Here is a 20,094-nt window from a genome sequence, read left to right on the forward strand (position 1 = left end):
GCATGACCGATCCGACTTCGCTGCCCAACTTCATGCCGAGCGCCCCCGACGCCGGCCCCACCGCGAGCCCCAACGGCGCCTCCGCCAGCGACGCACCGGTGCGCGACCGCATCCTCGAGGTCCTGAAGGGCCTCGGCATCGAGGCGAGCGTCGACGGCGACGGCGACCTCGAGTTCGCCATCGTCGACGACCAGGGCACGAGCACCACCCTGTTCGCCCGGGTCGCCGAGGGCGACCTGGCCCTCGTCCGCTTCTTCGGCCAGTGGCAGCTCGCCGAGCCCGTCTCGGCGGACCGCAACGAGCGCCTGGCCCGCTGCAACGACCTGACGATGCAGCTCAACATCGTCAAGCTCTCGCTCGTCCAGGAGAGCCTCGTCGTCTCCGCCGAGCACGTCATCACCCCGAACGCCGACCTCGACATCCTCGTGCCGCTGTCGGTCAACCACATCCTCCAGAGCGTGGGCTTCTTCTTCCAGTCCTGGCTGCCCATGGACGACGCGCCCTCCGGCACGCCCGGCGACGCCTGATGGGCGAGTTCGTCCGGCTCGAGGTCGAGGACGGCGTCGGCACGATCCGCCTCGACCGGCCGAAGATGAACGCCCTCAACGTCCAGGTGCAGGAGGAGATCCGGGAGGCTGCGGCCGAGGCCACCGCGCGCACCGACGTCAAGGCCGTCATCGTCTACGGCGGTGAGCGCGTCTTCGCTGCCGGGGCGGACATCAAGGAGATGCAGGCGATGTCGTACACCGACATGGTCGAGCGCTCCGGTCCGCTCATGAGCTCGATCAGCGCGGTCGCCCGAATCCCCAAGCCGGTCATCGCCGCGATCACCGGCTACGCCCTCGGCGGCGGGTGCGAGCTCGCCCTCGCCTGCGACTTCCGCGTCGTCGCGGACGACGCCAAGCTCGGCCAGCCGGAGATCCTCCTCGGCATCATCCCGGGCGCCGGCGGCACCCAGCGCCTGTCGCGCCTCGTCGGTGCCTCGCGCGCCAAGGAGATCATCTTCAGCGGTCGTTTCGTCGACGCCCGGGAGGCGCTCGCGATCGGCCTCGCCGACAAGGTCGTGCCGGCCGCCGACGTCTACACGGCGTCGCGCGAGTGGGCATCCACCTTCGTCGGCGCGGCGTCGTATGCCGTCCGCGCCGCCAAGGAGGCCATCGACCGTGGTCTCGAGGTCGACCTCGAGACCGGTCTCGAGATCGAGCGGATGCTCTTCGCCTCGCTCTTCGCGACGAAGGACCGCGAGATCGGCATGACCTCGTTCGTCGAACAGGGACCGGGCAAGGCCCGGTTCGAGGGTCGATGACCCCACCGCTGGACGTCCTCGTGTTCTACTCGCCCGTCGAGTCGACCGAGGACGTCCTCGCGGCAGTCTTCGCCGCGGGCGCAGGTGCCGTCGGCGACTACACCGAGTGCGCCTGGCTGGTCGAGGGATCAGGACGGTTCCGCCCCGGGCCCGGCGCAGACCCTGCGATCGGGATCGTCGGCGAGCTCGAGCGCCTGCCCGAGCACCGGGTCGAGGTGACCCTCCCGCGCAGCGGCCGCGCGCGTGTCGTCGCGGCGCTCCGAGCGGCGCACCCCTACGAGGAGCCGGCCTTCCACGTCATCGAGACCGCCGACCCAGCCTGACCCGACCGGACCTGAGCTGACCTAACGAGATCTGGCGCCATCGGCCTGTCAGCGTCAACGCCGCCGTTCGGGTCACGAGGTCTTGAAGCCACCGTTGCTGTGGAGCAGCTGGCCGTTGATCCAGCCGCCGGCCTCGGAGAAGAGGAACCGCACGAGGTCCGCGGTGTCGCTCGGGGTGCCCAGCCGGCCGGCCGGGGTCTCGGCCACGCCGAGGGCGCGGATCCGGTCGTCCATCCACCCGGTGTCGATGGGCCCCGGGTTGATCACGTTGGCCCGCAGGCCGCGGTCGGCGAGCTCGAGGGCCGCCGCGATGACGATGCGGTCCAGCGCGCCCTTGCTGGAGCCGTAGGGCAAGTTGTGCGCCGTGTGGTCACTCGTCAGGGCCACGACGCGGGCCGCCGCCGGTCTGCCGGGTGCCTGCACCGGGAGCCGCTCGGCGAAGGCCCGGATGAGCAGCCACGACGCCCTGGCGTTGACGGCGTAGTGCCGGTCCCAGCTCTCGAGCGAGGTCGAGAGGATCCCGCTGTCGACCGACTCGCAGTGCGACATGAGCAGACCCGTGACCGGACCGAGCCGGTCGGTGGCAGCGGCGACGAGCGCCTCCGGCGTCGCCGGGTCGGCGAGGTCGCCGGGCAGCAGCTCGACGCGGCTGCCGAGCGCGCGGCACTCCGCGGCGACGGCGGCCGGGTCGTCCTCGCCGCGCTCGTAGCCGAGGCGTTCGTCGTAGGGCTGCCAGTGGCCGAGGGCGAGGTCCCAGCCGTCGGCGGCCAGCCCGAGGGCGAGCTCGGCGCCGATCGAGCGCCGCCTCCCGACCCCGGTGACGAGGGCGACGCGGGATGGAGCGGGACGGTGGGGGTCGTTGGACACGGGCCCCATCCTCTGCACTGGGCGCGCTTGCGGACAAACGGTTTGTGGTCTCCATGGGTGCCCCGTCGCGTCGCGGACGGCATACGCCCTCGTTGGGCTGGTGGCGAGCGTCACGCCTGACGCGTGCGGATTGGGCGGGCGCTCGATGAGAGGATGAACGGCAGTGCCGGAGCGACCTCCGGCAGCTCCATGAGCACCACCCCCAGCAACGGAAGAGGACGTTCACCCATGAACATCGTCGTCTGTGTCAAGTACGTGCCGGACGCCCAGGCCGAGCGCACGTTCAACGCATCTGACAACACGACCGACCGCGAGAACGTCGACGGCCTGCTGTCGGAGCTCGACGAGTACGCCGTCGAGGAGGCCCTGAAGATCGTCGAGGCCGGCGATGGCGAGGTGACCGTGCTGACGGTCGGCCCCGACGCCGCTGCCGACGCCATCAAGAAGGCCCTGCAGATGGGCGCCCACAAGGGTGTGCACGTCAACGACGACGCCATCCACGGGTCCGACGCCATCGCAACCTCGCTCGTGCTCGCCGAGGCCGTCAAGAAGATCGGCGACGTCGACCTGGTCGTCACCGGCATGGCCTCGACCGACGGCACCATGGGCGTCGTCCCGGCGATGCTCGCCGAGCGACTGGGCCTGCCCGCCGTGACGTTCGCGTCCGAGCTGACCGTCGAGGGGAGCACCGCCACGATCCGTCGCGACGGCGACGCCTCGACGCAGACCATCACCGCCACGCTGCCGGCCCTCGTGTCGGTCACCGACCAGATCAACGAGCCGCGCTACCCCTCGTTCAAGGGGATCATGGCGGCGAAGAAGAAGCCCGTCGAGCAGTGGAGCCTCGCCGACCTCGGCGTCGACGCCTCGCAGGTCGGCCTCGACGCCGCGTGGACGAAGGTCGAGTCCTTCGCCGCCCGCCCGCCGCGCAGCCAGGGCGAGATCGTCGCCGACGAGGGCGACGGCGGCAGCAAGCTCGCCGCCTTCCTGTCCGAGCGCAAGTTCGTCTGACCTGCCCACCAGCCAGCAAAGGAGAACCGCACCATGGCTGAAGTACTCGTGCTCGTCGACCACGTCGAGGGCAAGGTTCGCAAGACCACGGCCGAGCTGCTGACGATCGCGCGCCGGCTCGGTGAGCCGTCCGCCGTCTTCGTCGGCACCGGCTTCGACGCCGCCAAGGAGACCCTCGCCCGCTTCGGCGCCGAGAAGGTCTACCGCGTCGAGTCGCCCGACGTGCTCGGGCACCTCGTCGTCCCCCAGGCCGAGCTGCTCGCGCAGCTCGTCGCCGACAAGTCGCCGGCCGCCGTGCTCGTGCCCTCCTCCCCGGAGGGCAAGGAGATCGCCGCCCGCCTCGCCGTCAAGACCGAGTCGGGCCTGATCACCGACGCCGTCGACGTCCAGGCTGCCGATGGTGGCGTCGCGACGACGCAGTCCGTCTTCGCCGGCTCGTACACCGTGTCGGCGACGGTCACCAAGGGCACGCCCATCGTCGCCGTCAAGCCCAACTCGGCCACCCCCGAGGAGGTCGCCGGTGCGGCCAGTCAGATGACCGACGAGGTGCTCGACTTCACCCCGTCCGACGCCGCCAAGGGCGCGAAGATCACCGAGTCCCAGCCCAAGCAGGCCACCGGCCGCCCCGAGCTGACCGAGGCCGCCATCGTGGTCTCGGGTGGCCGCGGCACCGCCGGCGACTTCTCCAAGGTCGAGGACTTCGCCGACTCGCTCGGCGCCGCCGTGGGTGCGAGCCGTGCCGCCGTCGACGCCGGGTGGTACCCCCACACCTCGCAGGTCGGCCAGACCGGCAAGCAGGTGAGCCCGCAGCTCTACGTCGCGTGCGGTATCTCCGGTGCCATCCAGCACCGCGCCGGCATGCAGACGAGCAAGACCATCGTGGCCGTCAACAAGGACAACGAGGCCCCGATCTTCGAGCTCGTCGACTTCGGCGTCGTGGGCGACCTCTTCACCGTCCTCCCGCAGGCGACCGAGGCGATCAAGGCCGCCAAGGACTGACCGCCGTCGTGCCACCGCACGGCTGAAGCTGACACATCGAGAGGCCACGGACCGGGACCGGTCCGTGGCCTCTCCACGTGTGTGACGTCAGGCCGCCTCGGGGTCGAGGTCGAGCCGGGCCGTCAGGCGGGCCCAGCTCTCGAGGCGCTCGCGGTTGAGGGCGTATGCCGTCCGCCCCGTCCCGAAGGTCCACCACGCCCCGCGCAGCGCCTCCGACGGCAGCCGGACGGGCCGTGACCCCGGACGGTTCCACTCGAGCCGGCCGGCTGACGACACGCGCCGCACCTCGCGGCGGTCGACGGTCGTGGTGGCGAGCGTGTTGTGGACGCGCAGGCTCTTCGTCCCGAGCTCGATCCGCGCCGACCACGCCCGCCAACCGAGGGCGACCGCGACGGCCAGGCACACGGCATACGTGATCGCCGGGGGGAGCGACGGCGCGAGGCGGACGAGCAGACGGGCGACCAAGTAGCCGACGACCGGGCAGGCGAGGGCCGAGACGGCGCGGTGGGCCGCGGGCGCACGGAGCCGGCTGTCGCCGGTGCTCTCCTGGCTGCCACCCATGGGGCCGATCATAAGACAGGCAGGCCCCACGGCGGAGAGGGCGCCGGTGGGGCCGTCACGGAGCGGTCTCGCCCCGCAGCGGTCCGGGCGGCGCGCGGTGGCGTCCTAGAATCGTCAGGTGACTGCCTATCTCGACCATGCGGCGACGACGCCGATGCTCCCTGCCGCTCTCGCGGCGATGACGGAGCAGCTCGCGGTCGTGGGCAACCCCTCCTCCCTGCACCGCACCGGGCGAGCCGCCCGACGCGCCGTCGAGGAGTCACGCGAGAAGATCGCCCGCTGCCTCGGCGCCCGTCCCTCCGAGGTCGTCTTCACCTCGGGTGGTACGGAGTCCGACAACCTCGCGGTGAAGGGCACCTACTGGGCGCGCCGCGACCTCGACCCCGCCCGGGTGCGTCTCCTCGTCGGTGCCACCGAGCACCACGCCGTCCTCGACTGCGTCGACTTCCTCGTCGCCCACGAGGGTGCCAAGGTCACCTGGCTCGAGTGCACCGCCGACGGTGTCGTCGAGCCCGCGACGGTCCGGGCCGCGATCGAGTCCGACCCCGACTCCGTCGCCCTCGTGTCGGTGATGTGGGCCAACAACGAGGTCGGCGCCGTGCAGGACGTCCGCGCACTCGCCGACGTCGCCCACGAGTTCGGCGTGCCCCTGCACACCGACGCGGTGCAGGCCGCCGGGCACGTGCCCGTGGACTTCGCCGCCAGTGGCGCGGACCTCATGTCGGTGACCGCGCACAAGCTCGGCGGTCCGATGGGCATCGGCGCCCTCGTCGTACGGCGGGGCGCGGCGCTCGTCCCGCTCACCCACGGTGGCGGGCAGGAACGACAGGTCCGCTCCGGCACCCTCGACACCCCGGCCATCGTCGGCTTCGCTGCCGCCCTCGTCGAGGCGACCGCGTCGATGGACGCCGAGGCGGCCCGCCTGGTGGCCCTGCGCGACGACCTCATCGACCGGGCCATGGCGATCGCACCCGACATCAGGCCGTCCGGGGTGTGGCACCGCGGCGACGGAGCGAGCCGGCTCCCGGGCAACGTGCACCTGCTCGTGCCCGGTTGTGACGGTGACTCCCTGCTCTACCTCCTCGACGCAGCCGGCGTCTCGTGCTCCACGGGGTCGGCGTGCCAGGCAGGCGTGCCGCAGCCGAGCCACGTCCTGCTCGCCATGGGCGTCGCGGAGAGCGATGCGCGAGGAGCGCTGCGCGTGACGCTCGGCCACACGTCGACCCGCGCCGATGCCGACGCGTTCATCGCGGCGTTGCCCGCCGCCATCGAGCGCGCCCGGCGCGCGCGGGAGGCGACCGCGTCGTGAGGGTCGTCGCTGCCATGAGCGGGGGCGTCGACTCGGCGGTCGCCGCGGCCCGCATGCTGGATGCCGGGCACGAGGTCGTCGGCGTGCACCTCGCCCTGAGCCAGAGCGCCGCGACCCTGCGGGAGTCAGCCCGGGGCTGCTGCACCATCGAGGACGCGGGCGACGCGCGACGCGTGGCCGACGTGCTCGGGATCCCCTTCTACGTCTGGGACATGGCGGCCCGCTTCACGCGCGACGTCGTCGACGACTTCCGGGCCGAGTACGCCGCGGGTCGAACCCCCAACCCGTGCCTGCGCTGCAACGAGAAGATCAAGTTCGCCGCCCTGCTCGACAAGGCGGTCGCCCTCGGCTTCGATGCGGTGGCCACGGGCCACTACGCCCAGGTCGTCGAGACGACCGATGGCGACGGGGGAGTGCGGCGCGAGCTGCATCGCGCCGTCGACACCGCCAAGGACCAGAGCTACGTCCTCGGCGTGCTCGACGCGGAGCAGCTCGCCCGTTCCTTCTTCCCGCTCGGCGACACGACGAAGCCGCAGATCCGCGAGGAGGCGGCGGAGCGTGGCTTCTACATCGCGAGGAAGCCGGACAGTCACGACATCTGCTTCATCCCCGACGGCGACACCCGGGGTTGGCTGACGCGGCAGCTCGGGGCGGCGCCCGGCGACATCGTCGACACCAGCGGTGACATCGTCGGGCACCACGAGGGAGCCTTCGCCTACACCGTCGGACAGCGACGTGGGCTCGGGCTCTCCCGGCCTGCTCCGGACGGGGAGCCGCGCTACGTCGTCGAGGTCCGGCCCGAGACCAACCAGGTCGTCGTCGGTGCCGCCGACCTGCTCGGCGTCAACGCCATCACCGGCCAGCACGCCCGGTGGTGTGGTCCGGCGCCCGAGGGCGTCGTCCGGGTGGGCGCCCAGGTGCGCGCGCACGGTGAGGAGCACGCCGCGACGGCCTGGGCCGACGGCGACCGTGTCGAGGTGCGACTCGACGCTCGGATCCGAGGCGTGGCTCCCGGACAGTCGGTCGTGCTCTATGACGGCACGCGCGTCGTGGGGTCGGCGACCATCGCGGCGTCCCGCCTGGAGCGCACCGGCGAGTCCCGCACCTCCGAGTCCGGCACCTCCGAGTCCGGCACCAATGAGCCCGGTGCGGTCAGCGCAGGGACCGGCTCCACGTGACCGTGCGGGCCTGTGGCCGGAAGCCCATCGAGCGGTAGAGCCGCTGCGGGCCGGGATAGCCGTCGTCTCCGCGCGGGCTCACCTGCGCCACCTGGGCTCCCACCTCCGCGAGCCGGTGCAGGGCCGCCAGCGTCACCGCACCGGCCAGGCCCCGGCCGCGGTGTGCGGGCACGCAGCCGACCGGCTCGACGAGCCCCACGCCGTGGGCGTCGTCGAGCCAGACGAGGGCCGAGGCCACCATCTCGCCGTTCGCATCGACGGCGACCCAGTCGAGGTCCGGACGGTACGGCCAGGCGCCCATGACCTGCCCGTAGGCCTGCTCGTCGACCTCCGACGGCCCGACGTCGGACCAGGAGGCGGCGTGCACGGCGGCCCGCTCACGGGCCTCGTGCGGCTCGACGTGGCGCAGGCGGTAGCCCGGGACGCTCGGCACCGGAGGGAGATCGACGAGGTCGAGGGCGTGGTGGGTGAAGAACGGCTCGTCGGGCTGTGGCGCGAATCCTGCTGCGCCGAGGGCCTGTTCGGCGACATCGCCTTCCATGACGAGAGCTGACTGCGTCTCGGCGTCGCTCACCTCCTCGAACCACTCGATGACCTCCTCGGCGACGTCGGGCCGAGCCGGGTCGACCTGCAGCTCGAGCCAGTCAGGCGCCTCCGCCCACCCGAATCCGAGCGTCTCGCCCGCCTCGGTCCACACGGCGACGGCCTCACCGTCGTCCAGTGCGGCGGGGTCGACCGGGCGGTAGTACCGGCTCCAGGCGAGCTGCCCCGGATGGAAGCGGCTCGTCGGCGACCACAGCCGCGAGGCGAGGTCCTGCATGGCGCGGAGGTCGTCGGGGCCGGTGAAGTCGCGGCGTCTGAGGTCGTGGGGTCGCACCATCGCCACGCTACTGCTCGCCCGATGCCGAGCGGGTGCGAGGACGCCTCGGGTGCGGCCTAGGCTGGCGCAGTGACTCTCGCTACCGGCATCGGCTCCTGGCCCGGCACCTCCGTGCGTGACGCGCTGGCACAGGTGCGCGAGCTCCTCGACGGTCAGCTGCCCTACCTGCCCGAGCTGCCGAGCCGCGGCCCGGGCGCCGACATGATCGGTCGCACCGCGGGCCTGCTCGTCGAGCTGCCGGTGGACCTCCAGCCGATCGGCTGGAGGCTCGTCGACCGGCCCGGGCGCGACGCCTCACGCACCGGGGCGCTGATGCGCGAGGACCTGGACGAGCTCGCCGAGGCGTTCGACGGCCATGTGGGACCGCTCAAGCTCCAGGTCGTCGGGCCGTGGACCCTCGCTGCGAACGTGTGGCTCTCGCGCGGCGAGCGCGTCATCGTCGACGAGGGCGCCTGCCGTGACCTCGTCGCGTCGCTCGCCGAGGGCGTACGCCTGCACGTCGCAGCCGTCCGGAGCCTCGTCCCGGGGGCAGAGGTCGTGCTGCAGGTGGACGAACCGAGCCTGCCGACCGTCCTGGCCGGCCGGCTCCCGACGTCGTCGGGCTTCGGCCGGCTGCCGAGCCTGGACCCGCAGGTGGCTGCGGCCGGACTCACGACCGTGCTCGGCGCCCACGGCGGGGACACCGTCGTGCACTGCTGTGCGGCGGCCCCGCCACTCGCACTCCTGCGTGCGACCGGTCCGACCGCCCTGTCGCTCGACACCTCGCTGCTCCGCCCGCGCGAGTGGGAGGGCGTGGCGGTGGCGGTGGAGGACGGCATACGCCTTCATGCCGGTGCGGTGCCCACCGACGGTGGCCGCACCCGCCCTCAGGACCTCTCCGCTTCCCTCGTCGGGGCCTGGACCCGCACCGGCCTACCGCTGCGCTCGCTCGCCGACGTCGTGGTCACGCCCGCGTGCGGTCTGGCCGCCGCGTCGCCCGAGGTCGCGCGAGCGGTGCAGCGCGCCGCAGTCGAGACCGCCCGCGAGCTCGAGGAGCGCAGCGTCGATTGAGGCTGCCGCCGAGTACGTCACCGGGGACGTGAGAGGCCGGTCACCAGAAGGTGACCGGCCTCTTCAGGTGCTGAGCGATCTCAGAGCGCGGAGCCCGCGGTCCACGTCGCCCAGCTGAGGTTCCAGTCGGCGTAGCCGTTGCCCATGGTCATGGGCCGGGCCGTGCCGGTGGTCTCCACGACGTCGCCGATCATGACGTTGCTGTAGAGCCAGCCGGCGTCGGGCTCGCTCATGCCGGTGCAGCCGTGGCTGACGTTGCGGTGGCCCTGGTCGGCCACGGACCACGGAGCGCTGTGGAGGAACTCCCCGGAGTTCGTGACCCGCATGGCGTACTTGACCAGGGTGTCCGCGTAGTAGTTCGGGTCATCCTTCTTCAGCCCGATGGTCTCGGCCTTCATCGTGATGTTGGTCTGCTTGTCCATGATGACCTTGACACCCGAGCGCGTGATGAAGCCGGGACGACCGCCCGTGACGGGGATGCGCTTGGCCAGCTTCCCGTTGATCATCACGTCCATCTGGTCGGTCGTGAGGTTGACCTTGGCGACGAGCGAGCGGCCGATCGTGAAGTCCGACGTCTGGCTCAGCTGGCCGTAGCGTCCGCCACCTGCGGGCACGCCGTTGAGGTCGGCCTCGACGTGGACCTTGCTACCGGCCTTCCAGTACGTCTTGGGGCGCCAGTGCGCCTCGCGGGAACTGAGCCAGTACCAGGAGCCTGCCTGCGCGGGCGTCGCCGTCACCGACATGTGCTTCTCGAAGGTCGCCTTGTCGACGACGGGCAGGTCGAAGCGCACGACGACCGGCATGCCGATGCCGACGGTGCCGCCGTCCCGCGGGGAGACCGCGACGTCCACCTGGTCGTCCAGGGTGAGGTTCGCGGTGTGGAACGTCTTGGTCGTCTGCGTGGTCTTGCCGTCGGCGTCCGTGGCCTCCATCGTCAGGGTGTACGTGACGCCCGGCTCGAGGAGGTCACCTGCGGTCCAGGCGCCGCCCTTGAGCGTGCCGTCGACCGAGATGCGGTTGCCCTTCTTGCTCGTGTAGAAGAGCCAGGCCTTCGTCAGGGTGCCCTTCTGCGCCGAGGCCGTGACGCGCGTGTCGACAGCGACATCCTCCGCGTCGGCGGCGGGCGTGCTCGTGAAGACGACCGGGTCGGTGGTCGGAGTGGGGGCCTGCGACTGCGTCGCACCGGACACGTCGGACGCCGAGCTCCCGGGCTTGGCCTGGTCAGCCGGTGCGGTCGCACTGCAGGCTGTGACGCCGAGCACGGCCAGGGCGGCCATCCCCGAGACCACGGCGGAACGGAAGCTCGACTTCACGCGTGATTACCCTTCGCAGACGAGACGCCACCCGTTCCGGGGCGGGACGGGGTGCGACACGTCGATAGTGACTCCGACCCAGTGTCACCGATCGGGCTCAATACGCCAAAACCAACGGCGAGTGCAACCGCCGCGCGTGTCGCCGCTGCGGGTCGTCGTCAGGAGGCCTCCTGGGCGCGGACGTCGCGGCGCAGGATCTTGCCGGTCGGACCCTTGGGCAGTTCGTCGAGGCTCCAGATCCGGCGGGGGTACTTGTAGGCGGCGAGGCGCTCCTTGACGTAGGTCTGGACCTCCTCGAGCGTCGCGGTCGAGCCGGGACGGAGCACCACCGCGGCCCCGACCTCCTCGCCCATGAGCTCGTCGGGCACGCCCACGACGGCGGCCTCGAGCACGTCGGGGTGCGTGTACAGCACCTCCTCGACCTCGCGCGGGTAGACGTTCATGCCGCCGCGGATGATCATGTCCTTCTTGCGGTCGACGATCGTGAAGTAGCCCTCGTCGTCCACGGTCGCGAGGTCGCCGGACCGGAACCACCCGTCGGGGATGGCCTCCTTCGTGGCCTCGGGGCGGTTCCAGTAGCCCTTCATGATGTTCTCGCCGCGGATCGCGATCTCGCCGATCTCGCCGGCGGGGGTGTCGTTGCCCTCCAGGTCGACGAGCTTCATCTCGCAGCCCGGGATGGCGCGGCCGATGGTGCCAGGCTTGGTCGGCTTGTCGGGCATGTTGAAGGAGGCAACGGGTGAGGTCTCGGACAGGCCGTAGCCCTCGAGGATCTGGCACCCGAACTTCTCCTCGAAGGCCCTCATGACCTGTGCCGGCATGGCCGAGCCACCGGACGCGCACGTGCGCAGGCTGCCCGTGTCGGCCTGGTCGGCGTTCGGGTGGTGGAGGATCGCGGCATACATCGTGGGAACGCCCTGGAAGATCGTCACGTGGTCGCGCCCGAACATCTCGATGGCCTTGGCCGGGTCGAAGCGGGGGAGCAGCGTCAGGGTGCATCCGCGCTGGACCGAGGTGTTGAGCCCGCAGGTGAGGCCGAAGACGTGGAAGAGGGGCAGGCAGCCCATGATGACGTCGTCCTCGCTGATCTCCATGATGTCGGCCGCGGTGCGCTCGGCGTTGCGGTGGAGGTTGAAGTGCGTCAGCTCGGCGCCCTTGGGCTTGCCGGTCGTGCCGCTCGTGTAGAGGATGACCGCCGTGTCGTCGTCGGCGCGCTCGACCGGCTCGAGGACGGGGGCGGCCGCCGACTCGGAGGCGTCGAACTGGCCGTCGGCCGGGCCCATCGGTCCGCACACGACGAGCCGCGTGCCGGTCTCGGCAGCCGCCTTGCCGGCCTCGTCGGCGAAGTCGGGCCACACGAAGCTGAAGCGGGCGCCGCTGTCCTCGTAGAAGTACTGGATCTCCCCGGACTTCAGCAGCGGGTTCATCGGGACGACCACGCCGCCGGCGAGCAGCGTGCCGTAGAAGGCGACGGGGTATGCCGGCACGTTGGGGAGGATGAGCGACACCCGGTCGCCGGGCTCGAGTCCTGCCGCCCGCAGCCGGCCGGCCACCGCTGCCGCCGCGCGGTGCAGCGCGGACCACGACAGCTCGACCTGGTCGAGCTTGATGCCCACCTTGTCGGGGACGCGGGCCGCGGTGGCGGCGAGGTTGGTCGCGAGGTTGGTCATCTCTGCTCCTTCGCAGGGGGCGGGCGCTCGATCTCGCGCCCATTGTTACCGCTGGGTCGGCCGGTGAACAGACCAGGTGCGCCCGACGCCATGTGACGAGTGTCATCGACCGGGCTTCGTCGGGACCGGCTGGCAGGATGAGCGCGTGAGCGAGAGCACCGGCCCCACGGCTGTCACCGACGACGTCCCGACCGAGTCCCACCAGGAGTGGGCCGACCTCGCCGAGCAGGCCGCCACGGCCCAGTTCGCCTACCACGTCAAGGACGCGCCGACGATCAGCGACGGCGAGTACGACGCCATCATCCGTCGCCTCAACACGCTCGAGGAGCAGTACCCCTCGCTCCGCACGCCCGAGAGCCCGACCCAGAACGTCGGTGGCGCCTCGTTCGCGACCGGCTTCGAGACCGTCGACCACGTCGAGCGCATGCTGAGCCTCGACAACGCCTTCTCCTTCGAGGAGCTGCAGACCTGGGCCGAGCGCGTCGAGCGCGAGGTCGGCTCCGGCGCCCACTACCTCACCGAGCTCAAGATCGACGGACTGGCCATCAACCTGCTCTACGAGAAGGGTCGCCTCGTGCGGGCGCTGACGCGAGGCGACGGGCGCACCGGCGAGGACGTGACCAACAACGTGCGCACCATCGAGGGCGTCCCCGAGCGGCTGTCCGGGAATGACGTGCCGGCTCTGGTCGAGGTCCGAGGCGAGGTCTTCTTCCCGACCGCCGCCTTCGCCGACCTCAACGCCAGCCTCGTCGAAGGGGGCAAGGCGCCCTTCGCCAACCCCCGCAACGCGGCCGCCGGCTCGCTGCGCCAGAAGGACCCCAAGGTGACGGCCAGCCGCCCGCTGCGCATGCTCGTGCACGGCATCGGCGCCCGCCGCGGCTTCGACGTCGAGCGCCAGAGCGAGGCGTATGCCGCCCTGCGCGCCTGGGGGCTGCCGACCTCCGACGAGGTGCGCGTGCTCGACGACGTCGCGGCCGTCGAGAAGTTCGTGAGCTACCACGGGGAGCACCGTCACGACCGTGCCCACGAGATCGACGGCATCGTCGTCAAGGTCGACGAGGTCCCGCTCCAGCGCCAGCTGGGCGCGACGTCGCGGGCGCCGCGCTGGGCCATCGCCTTCAAGTACCCGCCCGAAGAGGTCAACACCAAGCTCCTCGACATCCGCGTCAACGTCGGCCGCACCGGCCGGGTCACCCCCTACGGCGTCATGGAGCCCATCGTCGTCGCCGGCTCGACCGTCGAGCAGGCGACGCTGCACAACGCCTACGAGGTCGAGCGCAAGGGGGTTCTCATCGGTGACACCGTCGTGCTGCGCAAGGCCGGTGACGTCATCCCCGAGATCGTCGGGCCCGTCGTCGACCTGCGCGACGGCACCGAGCGCGCCTTCGTCATGCCGACCGAGTGCCCCGCGTGCGGCACGCCACTCGCTCCCGAGAAGGAGGGCGACAAGGACATCCGCTGTCCCAACAGCCGCTCGTGCCCGAGCCAGCTGCGCGAGCGGGTCTTCGCCCTCGCCGCGCGCGGTGGGCTCGACATCGAGGCCCTCGGCTGGGAGGGCTCCATCGCCCTGCTCGAGTCCGGCATCATCACCGACGAGGGCGACCTCTTCGCGCCGCCCGAAGACAGCCCGCACGCGGGGGAGTACGGCATCACCCGCGAGAAGCTCACGCGGGTCCCGCTCTACACGCGAGCCGCGAAGAAGACCGATCCCCCCGAGCGCGTCGTCGACGGACGTGTCCTGTCAGCGGGTGGAGTCACGCTGCTGGCCGAGCTCGAGAAGGCCAAGACGCAGCCGTTGTGGCGGGTCGTCGTGGCCCTGTCGATCCGCCACGTCGGGCCCACCGCCGCCCGGGCGCTCGCGACCCACTTCGGTTCGATGGAGGCGATCCGGGCCGCCTCGACCGAGGAGCTCGCGCAGGCCGAGGGGGTCGGGGGCGTCATCGCCGAGGCCGTGACCGACTGGTTCGCGGTCGACTGGCACCAGGAGATCGTCCGCAAGTGGGCCGACGCGGGCGTCCGGATGGCCGACGAGGTCGACGAGTCCGTGGAGCGCACGCTCGAGGGCAAGACCGTCGTCGTCACGGGATCGCTCGAGGGCTTCTCCCGCGACGAGACGAAGGAGGCCATCATCAGCCGCGGCGGCAAGGCGTCAGGCTCGGTGTCGAAGAAGACGGACTACGTCGTCATCGGGGCCAACGCCGGGTCCAAGGCCGCCAAGGCCGAGGAGCTGGGCCTGACGATCCTCGACGAGGACGGCTTCCGGCGTCTCCTCGAGACGGGCTCGCCCGACTGACCCTCCCGATCGGCTGACGGGCTGAACGGGTCGGTCCACGTACCGACCGGCGGCGACGGTGGGCGGTCTCGTGCTCATGTGTGCCGACCCCACAGAAGCCACTCAGGTGTGTGGATCGCCACCGTCTTTTCGCCGGGCCGTCCTCCTAGGCTTTGCCGAAGTTTCCCGGAGTCGATGCCCTCGGTCGCGCCCGACCGTCACGACCCGACACCCCGCTCAGCCGAGCGCGACGCACGAGGAGGTGCAGGTCTTGACGGGTACCCCGTTGCTCGAGACCAGGGCCCTGACCAAGGAGTTCCGTGGCTTCCGCGCCGTCTCGGAGGTCGACCTGTCGGTCGCCAGCGGCACGGTCCACGCCCTCGTCGGACCCAACGGAGCGGGCAAGACCACGCTCTTCAACCTGCTCACCGGCTTCCTCTCGCCGACGTCCGGAACCGTCCTGTTCGACGGCCAGGACATCACCGGCCGGGCCCCCGAGCAGATCGCGCCGCTCGGTATCGCGCGCTCCTTCCAGATCACGAGCCTCTTCGAGGCGATGACGCTGCGCGAGCACCTCGAGCTCGCCCTCGCCAGCCCGACCGGCATGGGCAAGCAGTGGTGGCGCTCGGTCACCCGCATGGCGACGTTCAAGGACCGCGCCATGGAGCTGCTCGAGCAGGTCGGGCTCGCGGACCGCGCCGGGGCGCCCGCCTCGTCACTCGCATACGGCCAGAAGCGCGCGCTCGAGCTCGCCATCGCGATGGCGCTCGACCCCAAGCTGCTGCTCCTCGACGAGCCGACGGCGGGGATGGGCATCGAGGACGTCGACCGGACCATCGCCCTCGTCAAGCAGCTCGCGGCGGGCCGCACCGTCGTCTTCGTCGACCACAACATGCACGTCGTCGGATCGCTCGCCGACCGCGTCACCGTGCTCCAGTCGGGGCAGGTGCTCGCGGAGGGACCCTACGAGCAGGTGCGCGCTGACGAGCGGGTCATCACGGCATACCTCGGAGCAGCCCATGAGTGACAAAGCCGGCGTGGCAACTGCCGTCACGAATTCCGCTGGGGGACAGTCGTCCCCGCGCATGCTCGAAGTATCTGCGCTCTCGGCATGGTACGGCGAGGCGCGCGTGCTCACCGACGTCAGCATCGACGTCGCTCCCGGTGAGGTGGTCACCCTCGTCGGCCGCAACGGCGCCGGCAAGACGACCCTGCTGCGCTCGGTCATGGGGCTGCACCGGCAGACCGAGGGCGCCATCACCTTCGACGGCAGCGACCTGGCCAAGCGCTCGGCCGACGCCCGCGCCCGCGCCGGCATCGGCTGGGTGCCCGACGACCGCGGCATCTACGCGAGCCTCACCGTCGCCGAGAACCTGATGCTGCCGCCCGTTGTCCACCCGGACGCGTGGCCGCTCGAGCGCGTCTACGAGTTCTTCCCGGTGCTGCACGAACGCCGCGACTTCCCCGGCACCAAGCTGTCGGGGGGCGAGCAGCAGATGCTCGCCATGGCCCGGGTCCTGCGGATGGGCTCCCGCCTCCTGCTGCTCGACGAGCCGAGCGAGGGCCTGGCCCCCGTCATCGTCCAGCGCATCGGCGAGATCATCCGCGAGATCAAGGGCCACGGGGTCGGCGTGCTCCTCGTCGAGCAGAACGTCAAGTTCGCCTCGACGGTCGCCGACAGGCACTACCTGCTCGCGCAGGGAGAGGTCGTCGAACACCTCGGCAACGACGACTTCCGGGCACGCGAGGGCGAGCTGCTCAGCTACCTCGGCATGTAGGCCCGGCAGCGCGGCCGGACTTCCGCGCGCACGACAAGCACACGCCACCCACCCCGTCCCACCTCGTCATCAACCAGGAGCAGACATGCGTAGCAGGACAGTCCAGGGCACCATCGCGATCGCGGCGACCGCGACGCTCGCGCTCGCCGCGTGCGGCGGGGCCGGCGGCCCCCAGTCGGGCGGCTCGAGCAAGCTCTCCGACGACAAGGTCGTCATCGGTCTGCTCAACGACCAGTCGGGGGTCTACAAGGACGTCTCCGGTCCCAACTCGGCCGCGGCCATCCAGCTCGCGATCGACGACTACAAGAAGAAGTACGGCGACAAGGCGGTGGCCAAGGACATCGAGATCGTCCAGGCCGACCACCAGAACAAGGCCGACATCGCCAACTCCAAGGCCCAGGAGATGTACGACCGCCAGAAGGCCGACGTCATCCTCGACGTGCCCAACTCCGCGGCAGCGCTCGCCGTCGCCACCCAGGCCCAGGCCAAGAAGAAGCTCTACATCAACATCGGCGCGGGCACGACCGCGCTCACCGGCGCCAAGTGCAACAAGTACACCTTCCACTGGGCCTACAACACCGCCGTGCTGGCGCGCGGCACGGCCAGCGCCGTCACCAAGGCCGGCGGCACGTCGTGGAACATCGTCTACCCCGACTACGCCTTCGGCCAGGACATGAACAAGTCCTTCACGAAGGAGATCACGGCCGCTGGCGGCACGGTCGGGCAGTCGATCGCCTCGCCGTTCCCGAGCGACAACTTCGCCACCTTCATCACCAAGGCGGGCGAGGGCAACCCGAAGGTCATCGGCTCGATGCACGCCGGCGGTGACCTCATCAACTTCGTCAAGCAGTTCAACCAGAGCCCGCTCCGGGGCAAGGTCACCCTCGCCGTCGGCCTCATGTTCATCACCGACATCCACACGCTCGGCGTCGACCAGTTCGCCGGCACCCAGTTCACCGACCCGTGGTACTGGAACTTCGACGCGCAGAACAAGGCGTGGGCCGACCGCTTCCAGGCCAAGACCAACACGCGCCCCTCGTTCGTCCACGCCGCCAACTACTCGGCCGCGCTCAACTACCTCGAGGCCGTCCAGGCGGCCGGGACGGACAGCACCGACGCCGTCATCTCCCAGCTCGAGGGCAAGAAGATCAACGATCTCTTCCTGCGCAACGGCGAGGTTCGCAAGGCCGACCACGCGGTGATCCACGACGTCTACCTGGCGAAGGTCAAGTCGTCGGCGTCGCAGGACTGGGACTTCGAGGACATCGTCAAGACCATCCCGGCGGCCGAGGCCTACGGCGAGCCGAACCCCGCCTGCCAGATGAGCTGACCTGCCCGCGGGTATGCCGCCCGGTGGCGTCCACGAGGACGCACCGGACGGCATACCAGCGCAGAGCTCCCGCTCCAGTCAGGGGCGTGCCCGCACCGATCGACCGCGAACGAGCGAGAGACATGAGCGAATTCATCCAGTACACCCTCCAGGGGCTCGCCGCCGGCGGCTTCTACGCGCTGTCCGCGCTCGGGCTCGCCGTCATCTTCGGCGTCCTCGGGGTCGTCAACTTCTCCCACGGTGCCTGCTACATGCTCGGCGCCGTCCTCTCCGCCGTACTGCTCGGTGAGCTGCACATCGGCTTCTGGCCGGCGCTCGTCGTCGTGCCGATCCTCATGTTCGGCTTCGGCGTGCTCATGGAGCGGCTGCTCGTGCGCTGGCTCCTCGCGCTCGACCCGATGTACAACTTCCTGCTCACCTTCGGGCTCACGCTGGTTCTCGTCGAGGCTGTCAAGCAGCGCTACGGCGTCTCCGGTCTGCCGTACGAGGTACCGGCCGGCCTCGGTGGCCAGATCAACATCGGCAGCGTCAACCTCTCGACGTACGCGATCTTCGCGTGCCTCTTCTCGGTCGTCGTCTGCGTGGCCGTCGGGCTGCTCCTGACGAGGACGCGGATCGGCATGATCGTGCGCGCCTCGACCGAGGCGCCCGAGCGCACGCGAGCACTCGGCATCAACGTCGGCCGGTGGGTGACGCCCGTCTTCGGCTTCGGCATCGCCCTCGCGGGCCTCGCGGGCGTCCTGGCCGCCCCCACCCGTGCGATCACCGCCGAGATGGGCAGCAACTTCATCATCATCCTCTTCGCCGTCGTCGTCATCGGCGGCCTCGGCTCCATCCTCGGCGCGGTCGTCGCCGGCTTCCTCGTGGGCCTCGTCGAGGCCTACGGCGTCGCCTACGCCCCCGCCTACGCCCAGATCGTCATCTTCGTCCTGATGGCGCTCGTTGTCCTCGTCCGGCCCTCGGGCCTCTTCGGACGGGAGGAGGTCGCATGAGCGAGCAGATGACCGCCAAGGTCGACGTCGACCTGGCCCAGCCCTCGATCCTCTCGCGCCGTAACCCGCTGCGCTACGTCCTGCTCCTGGCCGGGCTCGCCGTGCTCGTGATGCTGCCGTACTGGATCTACCCGCCCGTCGCGATGGACATCCTGTGCTGGGGCCTCTTCGCGATCAGCGTCGACCTGCTCCTCGGCTTCACCGGGCTGCTCAGCTTCGGGCACGCCGCGTTCTGGGGCGGCTCGGCGTACTGCACCGGCCTCATCGCCACCCACTGGGGCGTGCCGTTCCCGGTCGCGGTGCTGGGCGGCGCCGTCTTCTCGATGCTCATCGCGTGGCCGATCGGCTACCTCTCGGTGCGGCGCACGGGCATCTACTTCGCCATGATCACCCTGCGCCTTCGCGCAGATGCTCTACTTCGTCGCCAACCAGGCCCGCGACCTCACCGGTGGCGAGAACGGCCTGCAGGGCATCCCAAGGAACTTCTTCGGCATCGAGTCCGTCGAGACCGACCCGTTCTACTTCTACTACGTCGGGGCCGTGCTGATCCTGCTCGGCATCCTGGTGGCCTGGCGCGTCGTCAACTCGCCCTTCGGCCGGGTGCTGACGGCCGTACGCGACAACCCGGCGCGCGCTCGCGCCCTCGGGTACGACGTCGAGCGCTACAAGATCACGGCGTTCATCATCTCGGCGGGTCTCGCAGGTCTCGCCGGCGGCGTCTTCGCGGTGAGCCACCAGTTCGCCTCGCTCCAGGAGCTGATGTGGACGACGTCGGGCAAGGTCGTGCTCATCACGGTGCTCGGCGGCATCGGCACCCTCTGGGGCGGCCTCGTCGGTGCCGGCGTCGTCGTGACCCTCGAGGACTACCTCGCCAGCTCGGGTTTCGAGGGCATCGGCCTGATCACCGGCACGATCTTCGTGCTCATCGTCCTGCTCTTCCGGCACGGCATCTGGGGGACGGGACGCAACGTCCTGCGCCGCTACGTCCTCGACCGGCGTCGCACGACCCGGGAGTGAGCAGACGGTCGTTCCTTCGGCACACCTGCTGGCGTCGACTCGACACAGGACCGATCTCGCATCCGAGGAGCGAGTCCCCGATCACCCTCTCCGGGTGACGCCGGCCTCGCCGTCTGGGCGAGAGCGTTGGAGGTGACATCGAGGAGAGGATCAGGCCATGGGCTGCCTGTTCGTGCTGTTGGCCGGCGTGTTCCCGCGACTGGCCCTGCTGATCGTCTGGATCGCCCGACCGGCCATG

The 20,094-nt window shown here is 70.8% G+C and carries 19 protein-coding genes and 1 pseudogene; 15 read left to right on the plus strand and 5 right to left on the minus strand.

Features of this window, described 5'->3' with window-relative positions; all coding sequences use genetic code 11:
- Nucleotides 1-2 precede the first annotated feature (2 nt).
- From AB4030_RS17785 to AB4030_RS17795, 3 genes are read left to right on the plus strand one after another with little or no spacing between them, the layout of a single operon-like run.
- Nucleotides 3-527, plus strand: coding sequence for a YbjN domain-containing protein (locus tag AB4030_RS17785; RefSeq protein WP_442280537.1), 525 nt, complete (start codon nt 3-5; stop codon nt 525-527).
- Entirely contained in the window at nt 527-1,306 is a 780-nt protein-coding gene (locus AB4030_RS17790; protein ID WP_442280538.1) for an enoyl-CoA hydratase/isomerase family protein, read from the plus strand. The genes AB4030_RS17785 and AB4030_RS17790 overlap by 1 nt, the downstream gene beginning before the upstream one ends.
- Nucleotides 1,303-1,629: a hypothetical protein gene (locus AB4030_RS17795; RefSeq protein ID WP_442280539.1), complete on the plus strand. Its 327-nt coding sequence runs from the start codon at nt 1,303-1,305 to the stop codon at nt 1,627-1,629. The genes AB4030_RS17790 and AB4030_RS17795 overlap by 4 nt, the downstream gene beginning before the upstream one ends.
- Nucleotides 1,630-1,701: 72 nt before the next feature.
- Here the strand turns inward: AB4030_RS17795 and AB4030_RS17800 are convergent, their stop codons facing one another.
- Nucleotides 1,702-2,496: an SDR family oxidoreductase gene (locus AB4030_RS17800; RefSeq protein WP_442280540.1), complete on the minus strand. Its 795-nt coding sequence runs from the start codon at nt 2,494-2,496 to the stop codon at nt 1,702-1,704.
- A gap of 228 nt (nt 2,497-2,724) precedes the next feature.
- Between AB4030_RS17800 and AB4030_RS17805 the strand changes: the two genes are divergently transcribed.
- Both AB4030_RS17805 and AB4030_RS17810 read left to right on the plus strand, forming a co-directional pair.
- The gene (locus AB4030_RS17805; protein ID WP_442280541.1) at nt 2,725-3,507 is read left to right on the plus strand and encodes an electron transfer flavoprotein subunit beta/FixA family protein; all 783 of its coding nucleotides are present in this window, start codon (nt 2,725-2,727) and stop codon (nt 3,505-3,507) included.
- A 33-nt stretch (nt 3,508-3,540) separates the two neighbouring features.
- Nucleotides 3,541-4,506, plus strand: coding sequence for an electron transfer flavoprotein subunit alpha/FixB family protein (locus AB4030_RS17810; protein WP_442280542.1), 966 nt, complete (start codon nt 3,541-3,543; stop codon nt 4,504-4,506).
- A gap of 87 nt (nt 4,507-4,593) precedes the next feature.
- Here AB4030_RS17810 and AB4030_RS17815 read toward each other — a convergent pair whose 3' ends face one another.
- Nucleotides 4,594-5,067 carry a hypothetical protein gene (locus tag AB4030_RS17815; RefSeq protein ID WP_442280543.1) on the minus strand — a complete coding sequence of 158 codons (474 nt, stop codon included), beginning with the start codon at nt 5,065-5,067 and terminating at the stop codon, nt 4,594-4,596.
- 118 nt (nt 5,068-5,185) lie between these two features.
- Between AB4030_RS17815 and AB4030_RS17820 the strand changes: the two genes are divergently transcribed.
- A complete protein-coding gene (locus AB4030_RS17820) occupies nt 5,186-6,376 on the plus strand; it encodes a cysteine desulfurase family protein (RefSeq protein WP_442280544.1) in 1,191 nt (396 codons plus the stop codon).
- The gene (gene mnmA / locus AB4030_RS17825; RefSeq protein ID WP_442280545.1) at nt 6,373-7,554 is read left to right on the plus strand and encodes a tRNA 2-thiouridine(34) synthase MnmA; all 1,182 of its coding nucleotides are present in this window, start codon (nt 6,373-6,375) and stop codon (nt 7,552-7,554) included. Before AB4030_RS17820 ends, mnmA begins: the two co-directional genes overlap by 4 nt.
- Here the strand turns inward: mnmA and AB4030_RS17830 are convergent.
- Nucleotides 7,529-8,434, minus strand: coding sequence for a GNAT family N-acetyltransferase (locus tag AB4030_RS17830; protein ID WP_442280546.1), 906 nt, complete (start codon nt 8,432-8,434; stop codon nt 7,529-7,531). The genes mnmA and AB4030_RS17830 overlap by 26 nt on opposite strands.
- A gap of 69 nt (nt 8,435-8,503) precedes the next feature.
- Between AB4030_RS17830 and AB4030_RS17835 the strand changes: the two genes are divergently transcribed.
- Complete coding sequence (locus AB4030_RS17835) at nt 8,504-9,484, plus strand: methionine synthase (protein ID WP_442280547.1); 981 nt, start codon at nt 8,504-8,506, stop codon at nt 9,482-9,484.
- A gap of 80 nt (nt 9,485-9,564) precedes the next feature.
- Here AB4030_RS17835 and AB4030_RS17840 read toward each other — a convergent pair whose 3' ends face one another.
- Both AB4030_RS17840 and AB4030_RS17845 read right to left on the minus strand, forming a co-directional pair.
- Nucleotides 9,565-10,797 carry an Ig-like domain-containing protein gene (locus AB4030_RS17840; protein ID WP_442280548.1) on the minus strand — a complete coding sequence of 411 codons (1,233 nt, stop codon included), beginning with the start codon at nt 10,795-10,797 and terminating at the stop codon, nt 9,565-9,567.
- A gap of 158 nt (nt 10,798-10,955) precedes the next feature.
- Nucleotides 10,956-12,467 (minus strand): long-chain-fatty-acid--CoA ligase, encoded by a 1,512-nt coding sequence (locus AB4030_RS17845; RefSeq protein ID WP_442280549.1) that lies wholly within the window; start codon nt 12,465-12,467, stop codon nt 10,956-10,958.
- A 145-nt stretch (nt 12,468-12,612) separates the two neighbouring features.
- On the opposite strand from AB4030_RS17845, the gene ligA reads away from it, so the two are divergent.
- The 7 genes and pseudogenes from ligA to AB4030_RS17880 all read left to right on the plus strand — a co-directional run bounded on the left by ligA (nt 12,613) and on the right by AB4030_RS17880 (nt 19,856).
- A complete protein-coding gene (gene ligA, locus AB4030_RS17850; RefSeq protein ID WP_442280550.1) occupies nt 12,613-14,760 on the plus strand; it encodes an NAD-dependent DNA ligase LigA in 2,148 nt (715 codons plus the stop codon).
- A 241-nt stretch (nt 14,761-15,001) separates the two neighbouring features.
- Nucleotides 15,002-15,766 (plus strand): ABC transporter ATP-binding protein, encoded by a 765-nt coding sequence (locus AB4030_RS17855; protein ID WP_442280551.1) that lies wholly within the window; start codon nt 15,002-15,004, stop codon nt 15,764-15,766.
- Nucleotides 15,767-15,824: 58 nt separating this feature from the next.
- Nucleotides 15,825-16,517, plus strand: coding sequence for an ABC transporter ATP-binding protein (locus AB4030_RS17860; protein ID WP_442280552.1), 693 nt, complete (start codon nt 15,825-15,827; stop codon nt 16,515-16,517).
- Nucleotides 16,518-16,602: 85 nt separating this feature from the next.
- Nucleotides 16,603-17,847, plus strand: a complete 1,245-nt coding sequence (locus tag AB4030_RS17865; RefSeq protein WP_442280553.1) for an ABC transporter substrate-binding protein — start codon at nt 16,603-16,605, stop codon at nt 17,845-17,847.
- Between the two features lie 122 nt (nt 17,848-17,969).
- Complete coding sequence (locus AB4030_RS17870; RefSeq protein ID WP_442280554.1) at nt 17,970-18,839, plus strand: branched-chain amino acid ABC transporter permease; 870 nt, start codon at nt 17,970-17,972, stop codon at nt 18,837-18,839.
- 143 nt (nt 18,840-18,982) lie between these two features.
- Nucleotides 18,983-19,174: pseudogene (locus AB4030_RS17875) on the plus strand (ABC transporter permease subunit); the annotation flags it as partial.
- Nucleotides 19,175-19,247: 73 nt separating this feature from the next.
- The gene (locus AB4030_RS17880) at nt 19,248-19,856 is read left to right on the plus strand and encodes a branched-chain amino acid ABC transporter permease (protein ID WP_442280555.1); all 609 of its coding nucleotides are present in this window, start codon (nt 19,248-19,250) and stop codon (nt 19,854-19,856) included.
- The last annotated feature ends 238 nt before the right edge of the window (nt 19,857-20,094 follow it).

It is taken from the genome of Terrabacter sp. 2YAF2, from assembly GCF_052114705.1.
Classification (GTDB): Bacteria; Actinomycetota; Actinomycetes; order Actinomycetales; family Dermatophilaceae; genus Terrabacter.